11 protein-coding genes are annotated in these 12,467 nt (G+C 53.3%); 9 read left to right on the top strand and 2 right to left on the bottom strand.

The window, feature by feature from the left end; translation table 11 throughout:
- The first annotated feature begins 140 nt into the window (after nt 1-140).
- The 5 genes from nrdI (at nt 141) to KW808_RS13005 (ending at nt 4,997) form a co-directional block, all read left to right on the top strand.
- Nucleotides 141-587 (top strand): class Ib ribonucleoside-diphosphate reductase assembly flavoprotein NrdI, encoded by a 447-nt coding sequence (gene nrdI, locus KW808_RS13025; protein WP_003857951.1) that lies wholly within the window; start codon nt 141-143, stop codon nt 585-587.
- Between the two features lie 100 nt (nt 588-687).
- On the top strand, nt 688-2,793 hold the full coding sequence (gene nrdE / locus KW808_RS13020; RefSeq protein ID WP_003860278.1) for a class 1b ribonucleoside-diphosphate reductase subunit alpha: 2,106 nt from the start codon (nt 688-690) through the stop codon (nt 2,791-2,793).
- A gap of 283 nt (nt 2,794-3,076) precedes the next feature.
- Nucleotides 3,077-4,024, top strand: a complete 948-nt coding sequence (locus tag KW808_RS13015; RefSeq protein ID WP_231107846.1) for a calcium:cation antiporter family protein — start codon at nt 3,077-3,079, stop codon at nt 4,022-4,024.
- Nucleotides 3,999-4,322, top strand: coding sequence for a hypothetical protein (locus KW808_RS13010; RefSeq protein WP_034983162.1), 324 nt, complete (start codon nt 3,999-4,001; stop codon nt 4,320-4,322). Before KW808_RS13015 ends, KW808_RS13010 begins: the two co-directional genes overlap by 26 nt.
- Before the next feature lie 12 nt (nt 4,323-4,334).
- Nucleotides 4,335-4,997, top strand: coding sequence for a metal-dependent transcriptional regulator (locus KW808_RS13005; protein ID WP_003860280.1), 663 nt, complete (start codon nt 4,335-4,337; stop codon nt 4,995-4,997).
- On the opposite strand, the gene KW808_RS13000 is transcribed toward KW808_RS13005, so the two are convergent.
- Together KW808_RS13000 and KW808_RS12995 are read right to left on the bottom strand one after the other, a co-directional pair.
- On the bottom strand, nt 4,994-5,746 hold the full coding sequence (locus KW808_RS13000; protein ID WP_003860283.1) for a FadR/GntR family transcriptional regulator: 753 nt from the start codon (nt 5,744-5,746) through the stop codon (nt 4,994-4,996). The two genes, KW808_RS13005 and KW808_RS13000, sit on opposite strands and share 4 nt — an antisense overlap.
- Nucleotides 5,747-5,944: 198 nt before the next feature.
- Nucleotides 5,945-6,433, bottom strand: coding sequence for a ferritin (locus KW808_RS12995; protein ID WP_003860285.1), 489 nt, complete (start codon nt 6,431-6,433; stop codon nt 5,945-5,947).
- A gap of 464 nt (nt 6,434-6,897) precedes the next feature.
- On the opposite strand from KW808_RS12995, the gene nrdF reads away from it, so the two are divergent.
- The 4 genes from nrdF (at nt 6,898) to KW808_RS12975 (ending at nt 12,400) form a co-directional block, all read left to right on the top strand.
- Nucleotides 6,898-7,902: a class 1b ribonucleoside-diphosphate reductase subunit beta gene (gene nrdF, locus KW808_RS12990; RefSeq protein WP_170844377.1), complete on the top strand. Its 1,005-nt coding sequence runs from the start codon at nt 6,898-6,900 to the stop codon at nt 7,900-7,902.
- 519 nt (nt 7,903-8,421) lie between these two features.
- A complete protein-coding gene (gene ctaD, locus KW808_RS12985; protein WP_034983160.1) occupies nt 8,422-10,176 on the top strand; it encodes an aa3-type cytochrome oxidase subunit I in 1,755 nt (584 codons plus the stop codon).
- Nucleotides 10,177-10,380: 204 nt separating this feature from the next.
- A complete protein-coding gene (serB, locus tag KW808_RS12980) occupies nt 10,381-11,682 on the top strand; it encodes a phosphoserine phosphatase SerB (RefSeq protein WP_003860289.1) in 1,302 nt (433 codons plus the stop codon).
- Entirely contained in the window at nt 11,675-12,400 is a 726-nt protein-coding gene (locus KW808_RS12975; RefSeq protein WP_227747768.1) for an aminoacyl-tRNA hydrolase, read from the top strand. Before serB ends, KW808_RS12975 begins: the two co-directional genes overlap by 8 nt.
- Nucleotides 12,401-12,467: the final 67 nt, after the last annotated feature.

Raw genomic sequence — 12,467 nt, 5'->3', positions numbered from 1 at the left:
GTTGAAACCACGCGGCCGTGAAAATCGGGAACAATAGAAGTTCAGTTCTTCCCTTCAACGCCCTTGAAGGGGGAAACTGATACCAGCAAGCACACTAAGCTTGCGCACAAACGGTATTTAGAAGGGAAGTGAGTTCGAGGATGCTAATCGTGTATTTTTCCTCGGCCACCGACAACACGCATCGTTTTGTACAAAAGCTCGATTTACCCAACGTGCGCATCCCCCTCACCAGGGTGGAAGAACCGCTGAAAATCAACGAGCCCTACGTGCTAATCACCCCGACCTATGGTGGTGGAGTCTCCATGACTGGAGAAAACTCCCGCCCGGTCCCACCACAAGTCATCAGGTTTTTAAATGATGAACACAACCGCAGCTTCATCAGGGCAGTGGTTGCAGGTGGAAACTCAAACTTCGGCTCCGATTTTGGGTTGGCAGGCGAGATCATTTCCAAGAAATGTAAAGTGCCCTATGTCTACCGTTTCGAGCTCATGGGCAATGAGGAAGATGTAAGTATCCTTCGTGGAGGTCTTACTCAAAACGCCCAAGCTTTGGGGCTGGAACCACAAGAACCAGTTACCTCGCGATAAACCTTAAAACTTAATCAATCAATACAAAGTTCACACCTCTTTTGAAAGGGACATTCCTTTGACTGCATCGGGAACCACCGTCGTGCCACGCGGAGACCAGATGGACTTCCACGCTCTTAACGCGTTGCTCAACCTTTACGATGACAACGGCAAGATCCAGTTTGAGAAAGACCGTGAAGCTGCGAACCAGTACTTCCTGCAGCACGTCAACCAGAACACCGTCTTCTTCCACAACCTGCAGGAAAAGATCGACTACCTGGTTGAAAACAAGTACTACGACCCAATCGTTCTGGACAAGTACGACTTCCAGTTCATCAAGGACCTCTTCAAGCGCGCATACGGATTCAAGTTCCGCTTCCAGTCCTTCCTCGGTGCATACAAGTACTACACTTCCTACACCCTGAAGACCTTCGACGGTCGCCGCTACCTCGAGCGTTTCGAAGACCGTGTCTGCATGGTCGCCCTCACCCTCGCCGACGGCGACCGCCCATTGGCCGAGAACCTGGTCGATGAGATCATGTCTGGCCGTTTCCAACCAGCAACCCCAACCTTCCTGAACTCCGGCAAGGCACAGCGCGGCGAGCCAGTATCCTGCTTCCTCCTGCGTATCGAAGACAACATGGAGTCCATCGGACGTTCCATCAACTCTGCTCTTCAGCTGTCCAAGCGTGGCGGTGGCGTAGCGTTGCTGCTGTCCAACCTTCGTGAAGCCGGCGCACCGATTAAGAAGATTGAAAACCAGTCTTCCGGTGTTATCCCAGTGATGAAACTTCTGGAAGATGCTTTCTCCTACGCTAACCAGCTGGGTGCTCGTCAGGGTGCAGGTGCTGTGTACCTCAACGCTCACCACCCAGATATCCTGTCCTTCCTGGATACCAAGCGTGAGAACGCCGATGAGAAGATCCGTATCAAGACCCTGTCCCTGGGTGTTGTTATCCCGGACATCACCTTCGAACTCGCTAAGCGCAACGATGACATGTACCTGTTCTCCCCATACGATGTGGAGCGCATTTACGGCAAGCCTTTCGCAGACATCTCAATCACCGAGCACTACGACGAGATGGTGGATGATGACCGCATCCGCAAGTCCAAGATCAACGCGCGTCAGTTCTTCCAGACCCTGGCAGAAATCCAGTTCGAGTCCGGTTACCCATACATCATGTATGAAGACACCGTGAATGCATCCAACCCAATCGAAGGTCGCATCACCCACTCAAACCTGTGCTCTGAGATCCTTCAGGTGTCCACCCCATCTGAATTCAACGATGACCTGACTTACGCAGAGGTCGGCGAAGACATTTCTTGTAACTTGGGTTCCCTCAACGTTGCAATGGCTATGGATTCACCAAACTTTGAGAAGACCATCGAAACCGCAATCCGCGGCTTAACTGCAGTGTCTGAGCAGACCAGCATCGATTCCGTGCCTTCCATCCGTAAGGGCAACGAAGCAGCTCACGCCATCGGCCTTGGCCAGATGAACCTTCACGGCTATTTCGGTCGCGAGCACATGCACTACGGCTCAGAGGAAGCCCTGGACTTCACCAACGCATACTTTGCTGCCGTGCTGTACCAGTGCCTGCGTGCATCCAACAAGATCGCTACTGAACGTGGAGAGCGTTTCAAGAACTTCGAAAACTCCAAGTATGCAACCGGTGAGTACTTCGATGATTTCGATGCAAACGACTTCGCACCAAAGTCCGACAAGGTCAAGGAACTCTTTGCCAAGTCGAACATCCACACCCCAACCGTTGATGACTGGGCTGCGCTGAAGGCCGACGTGATGGAACACGGTCTGTTCAACCGTAACCTGCAAGCGGTTCCACCAACCGGTTCGATCTCCTACATCAACAACTCCACCTCGTCGATCCACCCAATCGCATCCAAGATTGAGATCCGCAAGGAAGGCAAGATCGGCCGCGTTTACTACCCAGCTCCACACATGGACAATGACAACCTTGAGTACTTCGAGGACGCCTACGAAATCGGCTACGAGAAGATCATTGACACCTACGCTGTGGCAACCAAGTACGTTGACCAGGGCCTGTCACTGACCTTGTTCTTCAAGGACACTGCCACCACCCGTGACATCAACCGTGCGCAGATCTACGCATGGCGCAAGGGCATCAAGACCTTGTACTACATTCGCCTGCGCCAGGTTGCTCTGGAAGGCACCGAAGTTGACGGCTGCGTCAGCTGCATGCTGTAAAAGCACTTAAAAATATCCCCGACCTGCACAAGGTTGGGGATATTTTTATGCCCAGAAACTTCCTCCACATGGTGTGACGTGGTTGTTTGATCACTCAAACATCTTCTCTTGTCCGTAGACACACACGATTGCCAGCTGACACGATGTCTGTTGCTGAAGGGGAGTAGCTCGACAAACGCGGTTGTCGACATACTGGCACGCAAGATCTGTGTACCCGGCCCACGTGCCTAAAACTAGGTGAGCGAGACCTTCGAGCAGTTCCTCGAAGGAGAGTGATCCACCTATGTTTCCGCGAATTCCGCTGGCAATGTGTGCTGTCGCAGCAATCCCTGCTGTTGTGCTCAGGTTTTCTGAGCTGTCGGCGTCACCTGTGGCGACCATGCTGATTTTTGGTACCGCAGTGGGTGCTGCCTCTTTTGTGTTGGCGTGGGCAGCTGAAGCTGTGCGCAAAGATATTTCTGGTGCGTTGGCAGTGGCCTTGCTTGCGTTAGTTGCAGTGCTTCCTGAATATGCTGTCGATCTTTACTACGCCTTTGTCTCTGGAACGTACCCAGACATGGCGCAATATGCATCGGCGAATATGAATGGGTCGAACCGCCTCTTGTTGGGGTTTGGTTGGCCGTTGGTGGTGTTGGTTGCTCTTTACGCCCAGCGCAAGCGAGTGCTGAAGCTTCCGCAGGACACCCGACGAGATGTTGCAGTGCTGTTCCTGCTCACCGTGTTCTCTATTTTCATTCCACTCGGCGGCAGTATTCCGATGATCTTCGGAATTTTGTTGATTGCCATTTTCATCGTGCACTTGGTCGTGGCATCAAAAGCCGAGGCTGAGGAAGAACCGGAATTTGTTTCCGTTGCTGCGGAATTGGCTGAGTTACCAACGAAAACCCGTCGGGTTACCTTGACCTCGCTGTTTCTTATCTCTGCAGTGGTCATTTTGATCTCGGCGGAACCTTTGGCCAATTCTCTTGTGGAATCGGGATCCAATTTAGGCATCGATTCTTATCTGCTGGTGCAGTGTCTCGCCCCGCTTGCCTCTAAAGCGCCGGAATTTATCGTTGCGGTGTTGTTCGCGCTGCGGGGAATGGGCGCGATGGCGATTGGTACCTTGATTGCCTCGAAGATTAACCAATGGTCATTGTTGGTTGGTTCGATTCCTGTGGCGCACTTCTTCGGTGGCGCACTTCTTCGGTGGCGGATCTGCCAACATGGTGCTGGACGCCCGCCAGATTGAAGAGTTCACGTTGACGATCTCCCAAACAATCCTTGGTATCGCCATCATCATTGGATTGCGTTTCCACTGGGCATCGGCGGCAGCACTTGTCGGTTTATTTCGCCTTCGATTTTTCATTACTGGAACGGAAGCGCGGCTCTGGCTGAGCGCCGTCCACATTGTCATCGTACTTGTCTTGTTGTGGATGAACCGCAGCCATATCCTGCCGACCCTTCGATCCTTAAAGCCGAGGAAACAAGAGCAGGTAGAATCTGAAACGGTTGTCGAGCACACTTATCAAACATCGGCGGCGAACTAAGAAGGTAAACAGTTGCCGCAGTGGGGTAATTCGAATGTTGTGGAGGACTATCTCACAGCACTTTTCCGTGCAGAAGAATGGGATGAGGAACCAACAACAGGAAAACTCGCTGAAGTAATCGGAGTTACCGCATCAACGGTGTCGGCGACGCTCAAAAAACTCAACCCTGAGGGCTTCGTCAATTACCGTCCCTACGGGGACATCGAGCTGACGCCCGCAGGTCGAGACATCGCCATCAACGTGATCAGGCGGCGCCGGATCATTGAGACCTATCTGTCTGAGAAGCTTGGATTAGGCGCTCATGAACTACACGGCGAGGCAGATTTATTAGAGCACGCAGTGTCTCCACGGGTGTTGGAGAAAATGTTTCAGGCAGTGGGCTATCCAACGTTGGATCCTCACGGGGATCCCATCCCCACCGAATCTGGGGAGATGACCATCAATGATGGACTCATGCTTTTGGAACTAAAAGCTGGCGCATCTGCCACGGGTATACGTGTTAGGGACGGAAACCCATCAGTGGTTCGGTACCTCACTGGAGTGGGAATTACCGTGGGCACAACGGTCACGGTCGTTGAAGCTCTTAGCGATATCGCCACACTGCGCCTGCAGATCGGGGAAATGTTTCAAGACATTCCCCTTGCGGTGGCAAACGCAGTGCGCGTATCACGTTAGTTCAGCGTTCCCAGCGCGCTGCGCACCTCATTGAGGATGTTTCGGGACGCAGTTTCTGCGGCGTCGGCGTCGCGGTTAAGGAGGGCGTCGGCAAGCTTATCGTGGTTGTCTAGCGCCTCGTGCGCCGGCAGATCAGGCTGCAGGCCGAGCTCGGTGCGGCCGACAAGAACCGCGCTAATCGACGGAATCAGTGCAGCGAACATCTCATTGTGGCAATAACGCAAGATGAGCTCGTGGAAGGTGACGTCCGCTTCGAGGAAGCGCTGGGACGCACCCTGACCAGATTCACCCAACTGACGCATCTCTGTTGCCAGCGCGCGGATTTTCTCGAGCTCGGCGGTTGACGCGTGAAGAGCAACGCTGCGCGCGGCAATCGGTTCAATAGCAATACGAAGCTCAGTAAGAGACTGCAGTTGTCCTTCACGCTGACCTTCGTCATTGAGACGCCAGCGAATGATGGACTTATCAAAAACAGCCCACTCTTCCTGTGGCAAAACAGTAATGCCAATGCGACGTGAAGAAGCGACAAGACCAAGCTGCTCCAAAGCGCGCATCGCTTCGCGTGCCACTGTGCGGGAAATACCAAAACGCTCGCCGATGTCCATCAGCTTGAAGGTATCTCCGACAGCAACCTTGCCACTGATGATATCTTGACCGAGCTCATCAAGAACACTGTCAAGAAGTGGCTTGGCTGGGGTGGGGGCAGAACCTAATGGATTAGTCATAGGACTTTCGTTTGCTGGGGGCATGGTGCCTCTTTAATGGGCCGGTGTACTTGCTTACTTAATAGAAAAGAATGTGATTACCATTATTACTGTTTTAAGTTGTGCTTTCGAGCAAATACCAATGTTTTTGGAAAAGAGCACTAATTAAGGGAATACCTAGAGAATAAAAAATGCTCCCCTCCCCTTTAGTGGGGGAGTGGAGCATTAAAAACTGCGGGGAATTTAGCGGGAGCCGAGTTCGCCGTCGATGCGCAGGATTCCGGAACCGGAGTCACCAGCGATACGGAGGCGGTCGATGATCTCGCCGACGGTTGCTTCTTCTTCGATCTGCTCGTTGAGGAACCAGTCGATCAGTGCGCGGGAATCGTAGTCCTTCTCAGCGTCCTGGATAGCAGCGAGCTCGCGGATCAGGCCGGAGATCTTCTGCTCGTGTGCCAGGGAAGCCTCGAAAGCCTCGATAGCGGAGGTGACATCAAGCTTTGGTGGTGCAATGTCACCGATCTGTGGGGTGTAGTCACGGTCAAGAAGGTGCTGAGCGAACTTCTGTGCGTGTTCGAGCTCTTCTTTGCTCTGTGCCTTCATCCAGTCGCGCATACCGGTGAGGCCCAGATCGTCTAGAACGTAGGAGAGCTGAAGGTACACCATTGAAGCTTCAAGCTCTGCAGTCACTTGGTTGTTGAAAGCTGATGCGATCTTCTCGTTGATTGTCATGGCCCCTAACGTACACAACTTCCGCAAGGCTGTCAGCATAGGTTAGCGCAGCATAACCCGCATTTTTGGGCTTTGGATTGGCTAAGTTTCCCACCTTTTTGAAGGCTTGAAAATGACACAGTTTGAGACCTGTTTCACATTAAAGGTTTTCTCTAAATGACGTGCTAGTGGCGATAATTTAGGGCAATAAGTGGTTGAATTTGAGGGCTGATGGAGATGGTCTTGTGGCATTAGTCTGACACTGAACCCTGTGGGACGTAATGGAAAATAAGTGACTAAGATCATGTTTTAGGGTGGGGGATTGCGCTCTAACGCTAGGTCTAAAGCTAGGCGACTTGACCAAAATTGATAGGCTGGGGCGGGTCTTCTGAAGGGCTTCGGTTGGGGTAAGCTGGCGATCTGAAATCGCGCTGCATTGTGGCGTCGAAAAGCAAAAAAATTTGTAGAAGGGAAGAGCGCACCTAATGGCTGCTGATTCTGATCTCAGTGTTCACGATGCTTACTTAAAGGAGCATGTTGCACCTGTAAAGGCGATCAACTGGAGCTCCATCCCAGATTCCAAAGATCTTGAAGTCTGGGATCGTCTGACCGGTAACTTCTGGCTCCCAGAAAAGGTCCCAGTATCCAACGACATCAAGAGCTGGGGAACCCTCAACGATGTTGAAAAAGCCGCAACCATGCGCGTGTTCACCGGACTTACCCTGCTGGACACCATTCAGGGCACTGTCGGCGCAATCTCCCTGCTTCCAGACGCAGATTCACTGCACGAAGAAGCGGTGCTAACCAACATTGCGTTCATGGAATCCGTGCACGCAAAGAGTTACTCCAACATCTTCATGACTCTGGCCTCCACCGCGGAAATCAACGATGCGTTCCGTTGGTCTGAGGAAAATGAAAACCTGCAGCGCAAGGCAAAGATCATCCTGTCTTACTACGAGGGCGATGATCCACTAAAGCGCAAGATCGCCTCCGTGATCCTGGAGTCCTTCCTGTTCTACTCCGGCTTTTACCTCCCAATGTATTGGTCCAGCCACTCCAAGCTGACCAACACCGCCGACGTGATCCGCCTGATCATCCGCGATGAGGCAGTGCACGGCTACTACATTGGCTACAAGTACCAAAAGGCTGTCGCGAAGGAGACTCCAGAGCGTCAGGAAGAGCTGAAGGAGTACACCTTCGATCTGCTCTACGATCTTTACGATAACGAAACTCAGTACTCCGAAGATCTCTACGACGATCTTGGATGGACCGAGGATGTTAAGCGATTCCTTCGCTACAACGCCAACAAGGCCCTCAACAACCTTGGCTACGAAGGACTCTTCCCAGCGGATGAAACCAAGGTGTCCCCAAACATCTTGTCCGCGCTGTCACCAAACGCTGATGAGAACCACGACTTCTTCTCCGGCTCCGGTTCCTCTTACGTTATTGGTAAGGCAGAAAACACCGAGGATGATGACTGGGACTTCTAACTTTTAAGAAGCTGAAGCGCTCTACGGCTGTAGTTAACTGCAACCGTTAGAGCGTTTTTCGCTTTCTGGTGGGGCTTAAGGTGCGGGTTTTTCCGAAGCGCATATCGGGGTAGGGGAGCGCCAGGCGCCCCGTGGACCCCTCGGCGGCGCATCACGCTTTAGGAGAAAACGCCCCTGGAATGGACGTCTCAACCATTCGATTGAACCCCGGCGGGGGGAATTGTGAAATCTGTGGCAGGGGTTAACCGTGGGGGTAGGGCTTCCTGGCGAAATGTCCGTCAAATTGTGAACCCCTTCACACCTTTGGTTGAAAGTCACTGCCCACAAGTGACTGAACCTGGCAGCGACCTCATGAATTGTTTGAAAAACATTTTTTTTGGGCATGAAAAGGGGATATAGTTAGCTGCATACCGGCCTTTTTGGGTTGGCATCGGATCCTGCCTGTGGCCTAAGATCAGGCAGTGTTGTTAAAGGACGATCGGTAATCCGAATGGATCGTCCCGTAGTCAGGAGGAACCTATGACCGCTGTGGCGCCTAGGGTCGACGGGCACGTCGCCCCTCAGAGGCCCGAGCCGACAGGCCATGCACGCAAGGGCAGCAAAGCATGGTTAATGATGACCACCACCGACCACAAGCAGCTGGGCATTATGTACATCATTATGTCCTTCAGCTTCTTCTTCCTCGGTGGCTTGATGGCCCTGCTTATCCGAGCGGAGCTTTTCACCCCTGGTCTGCAGTTCCTGTCTAATGAGCAGTTCAACCAGCTGTTCACCATGCACGGAACTGTCATGCTGCTGCTGTACGGAACTCCAATTGTTTGGGGTTTTGCTAACTACGTCCTGCCACTTCAGATCGGTGCGCCTGACGTAGCTTTCCCACGTTTGAATGCTTTCGGCTTCTGGATCACCACCGTCGGTGGTGTTGCGATGCTGACTGGCTTCCTGACCCCGGGTGGTGCTGCCGACTTCGGTTGGACCATGTACTCCCCACTGTCTGACGCAATTCACTCCCCAGGCCTTGGCTCTGACATGTGGATCGTCGGTGTCGGTGCAACTGGTATTGGCTCCGTTGCTTCCGCAATTAACATGCTCACCACCATCCTCTGCCTCCGCGCACCTGGTATGACCATGTTCCGTATGTCTATTTTCACCTGGAATATCTTCGTTGTTTCCGTTCTTGCTCTGCTGATCTTCCCACTGCTGCTCGCTGCTGCACTGGGTGTTCTGTACGACCGCAAGCTTGGTGGACACCTGTTCGATCCAGCTAACGGCGGCTCCCTCCTGTGGCAGCACATGTTCTGGTTCTTCGGACACCCTGAGGTTTACGTTCTGGCACTGCCGTTCTTCGGCATTGTTTCTGAGATCATTCCTGTGTTCTCCCGTAAGCCAATGTTCGGTTACGTCGGCCTGATCTTCGCAACCTTGTCCATTGGTGCACTGTCCATGGCTGTGTGGGCTCACCACATGTTCGTTACTGGCGCAGTTTTGCTTCCGTTCTTCTCCTTCATGACGTTCCTGATTTCGGTTCCTACCGGCGTTAAGTTCTTCAACTGGGTTGGAACCATGTGGAAGGGCCACATCACTTGGGAAACCCCAATGATTTGGTCTGTTGGCTTCATGGCTACCTTCCTCTTCGGTGGTCTGACCGGCATTATGCTGGCGTCCCCACCACTGGACTTCCACTTGGCTGACTCCTACTTCCTGATCGCGCACTTCCACTACACCCTCTTCGGTACCGTGGTGTTCGCATCGTGTGCAGGCGTTTACTTCTGGTTCCCGAAGATGACTGGCCGTATGATGGACGAGCGTCTTGGCAAGATCCACTTCTGGTTGACCTTCGTCGGTTTCCACGGAACCTTCCTCATCCAGCACTGGGTCGGCAACATGGGTATGCCACGTCGTTACGCTGACTACCTGGATTCTGATGGTTTCACCATCTACAACCAGATCTCCACCGTGTTCTCCTTCCTGCTTGGCCTGTCTGTCATTCCATTCATCTGGAACGTCTTCAAGTCCTGGCGCTACGGTGAGCTCGTTACCGTTGATGATCCTTGGGGTTACGGCAACTCCCTGGAGTGGGCAACCTCCTGCCCTCCTCCTCGCCACAACTTCGCATCCTTGCCTCGTATCCGCTCCGAGCGCCCTGCGTTCGAGCTGCACTACCCGCACATGATTGAACGCATGCGCGCAGAGGCACACACTGGACATCACGATGATATTAATGCTCCAGAATTGGGTACCGCCCCAGCCCTTGCATCTGACTCCAGTCGCTAAAAGCGTCTGATTTAAGTCGGTACCTGACTAAATAAGCACCAGCCCCAGCAGAGATAATCTGCCGGGGCTGGTGCTTTTCATATTCCGACTTGGGGCACCCCTGAATACATCTCACCCAATCCCCCAAAGCTACACAATTGTCCAGCAACGACTGATAAATCTCCAATGTCGTGTTCCGCGCTCAGACATGAGACAATTGTTGCCGTGACTGAACTCATCCAGAATGAATCCCAAGAAATCGCTGAGCTGGAAGCCGGACAGCAGGTTGCATTGCGTGAAGGTTATCTTCCTGCGGTGATCACAGTGAGCGGTAAAGACCGCCCAGGTGTGACTGCCGCGTTCTTTAGGGTCTTGTCCGCTAATCAGGTTCAGGTCTTGGACGTTGAGCAGTCAATGTTCCGTGGCTTTTTGAACTTGGCGGCGTTTGTGGGTATCGCACCTGAGCGTGTCGAGACCGTCACCACAGGCCTGACTGACACCCTCAAGGTGCATGGACAGTCCGTGGTGGTGGAGCTGCAGGAAACTGTGCAGTCGTCCCGTCCTCGTTCTTCCCATGTTGTTGTGGTGTTGGGGGATCCGGTTGATGCGTTGGATATTTCCCGCATTGGTCAGACCCTGGCGGATTACGATGCCAACATTGACACCATTCGTGGTATTTCGGATTACCCTGTGACCGGCCTGGAGCTGAAGGTGACTGTGCCGGATGTCAGCCCTGGTGGTGGTGAAGCGATGCGTAAGGCGCTTGCTGCTCTTACCTCTGAGCTGAATGTGGATATTGCGATTGAGCGTTCTGGTTTGCTGCGTCGTTCTAAGCGTCTGGTGTGCTTCGATTGTGATTCCACGTTGATCACTGGTGAGGTCATTGAGATGTTGGCGGCTCACGCGGGCAAGGAAGCTGAAGTTGCGGCAGTTACTGAGCGTGCGATGCGCGGTGAGCTCGATTTCGAGGAGTCTCTGCGTGAGCGTGTGAAGGCGTTGGCTGGTTTGGATGCGTCGGTGATCGATGAGGTCGCTGCCGCTATTGAGCTGACCCCTGGTGCGCGCACCACGATCCGTACGCTGAACCGCATGGGTTACCAGACCGCTGTTGTTTCCGGTGGTTTCATCCAGGTGTTGGAAGGTTTGGCTGAGGAGTTGGAGTTGGATTATGTCCGCGCCAACACTTTGGAAATCGTTGATGGCAAGCTGACCGGCAACGTCACCGGCAAGATCGTTGACCGCGCTGCGAAGGCTGAGTTCCTCCGTGAGTTCGCTGCGGATTCTGGCCTGAAGATGTACCAGACTGTCGCTGTCGGTGATGGCGCTAATGACATCGATATGCTCTCCGCTGCGGGTCTGGGTGTTGCTTTCAACGCGAAGCCTGCGCTGAAGGAGATTGCGGATACTTCCGTGAACCACCCATTCCTCGACGAGGTTTTGCACATCATGGGCATTTCCCGCGACGAGATCGATCTGGCGGATCAGGAAGACGGCACCTTCCACCGCGTTCCATTGACCAATGCCTAAAGATTCGCTTCTCGACGCCCACCTCCTCCTCAAGGCCCGGGCTAGCGACGGGCCACATAGCGAGGATCCTTCGGATCCTTCGACCGTTCAGGCAATGCAGATCGCGTTGCACATTCCGAAACAGAATCCGCCCCGGCGGACAGATGTGTTGGAAGCGGCGGCGAGGAGTGTGGTCAAGCTTTGCCTCGACGAACGAGTATCCACCGATCCTGATTTTCGGGCGGCCTTGGAACGTTGGTACGGACACTTGATTCGGAAGGTGTCACGTCGCGCTCGTAATGCGGCGTGGGATCGGGTGCAAGATTTACCCGGCGTGACTGTGGAAGATGATGCTGCAAAGGTTCGGGCATTTTTGCCCAGCGCAGTGGTGGATGTGCCTGCAGATATCAAAAAGCTGCAGATTTCCGGTACGGAATTGCCTCTCGATGAGCCGAATCCGATCAACGATGAATACCCCGTTATCTACATTGATGAATCGTTGAAGATGACGCTGGGAAAGGCCGCTGCGCAGGTAGGACACGCATCCATGTTGCTTGCCGCGCACCAACCGTTTGAGTGGGTGGAGCAGTGGGAAGCAGCGGATTTTGCGCTGCACGTCAGGGAGATTCCCTCGGAGGAGTTCCTGCGCCTTATCGAGTCTCCTGGTGCTGTTCCAGTTCGCGATGGCGGCTTTACTGAGGTTGCCCCCAACACCGTGACGGTTGTTGCAATTCCATAACTAAACGAGCTTTGATTAACAAGTCCTTGTATTGTGTAAATCGCTTATTGCACACAATTGAAAAAGG

The sequence above is a fragment of the [Brevibacterium] flavum genome (genome assembly GCF_019317305.1).
Lineage (GTDB): Bacteria > Actinomycetota > Actinomycetes > Mycobacteriales > Mycobacteriaceae > Corynebacterium > Corynebacterium glutamicum.
Note: the sequence above shows the minus strand (reverse complement) of the source record. Positions and strands in the feature narration are given on the sequence as shown.

Bases quoted from the DNA above. Each gene is read 5' to 3' on its own strand.
- nrdI (WP_003857951.1), top strand. From the start codon at position 141: ATGCTAATCGTGTATTTTTCCTCGGCCACCGACAACACGCATCGTTTT.
- nrdE (WP_003860278.1), top strand. From the start codon at position 688: ATGGACTTCCACGCTCTTAACGCGTTGCTCAACCTTTACGATGACAAC.
- KW808_RS13015 (WP_231107846.1), top strand. From the start codon at position 3,077: ATGTTTCCGCGAATTCCGCTGGCAATGTGTGCTGTCGCAGCAATCCCT.
- KW808_RS13010 (WP_034983162.1), top strand. From the start codon at position 3,999: ATGGTGCTGGACGCCCGCCAGATTGAAGAGTTCACGTTGACGATCTCC.
- KW808_RS13000 (WP_003860283.1), bottom strand. From the start codon at position 5,746: ATGCCCCCAGCAAACGAAAGTCCTATGACTAATCCATTAGGTTCTGCC.
- KW808_RS12995 (WP_003860285.1), bottom strand. From the start codon at position 6,433: ATGACAATCAACGAGAAGATCGCATCAGCTTTCAACAACCAAGTGACT.
- nrdF (WP_170844377.1), top strand. From the start codon at position 6,898: ATGGCTGCTGATTCTGATCTCAGTGTTCACGATGCTTACTTAAAGGAG.
- ctaD (WP_034983160.1), top strand. From the start codon at position 8,422: ATGACCGCTGTGGCGCCTAGGGTCGACGGGCACGTCGCCCCTCAGAGG.
- KW808_RS12975 (WP_227747768.1), top strand. From the start codon at position 11,675: ATGCCTAAAGATTCGCTTCTCGACGCCCACCTCCTCCTCAAGGCCCGG.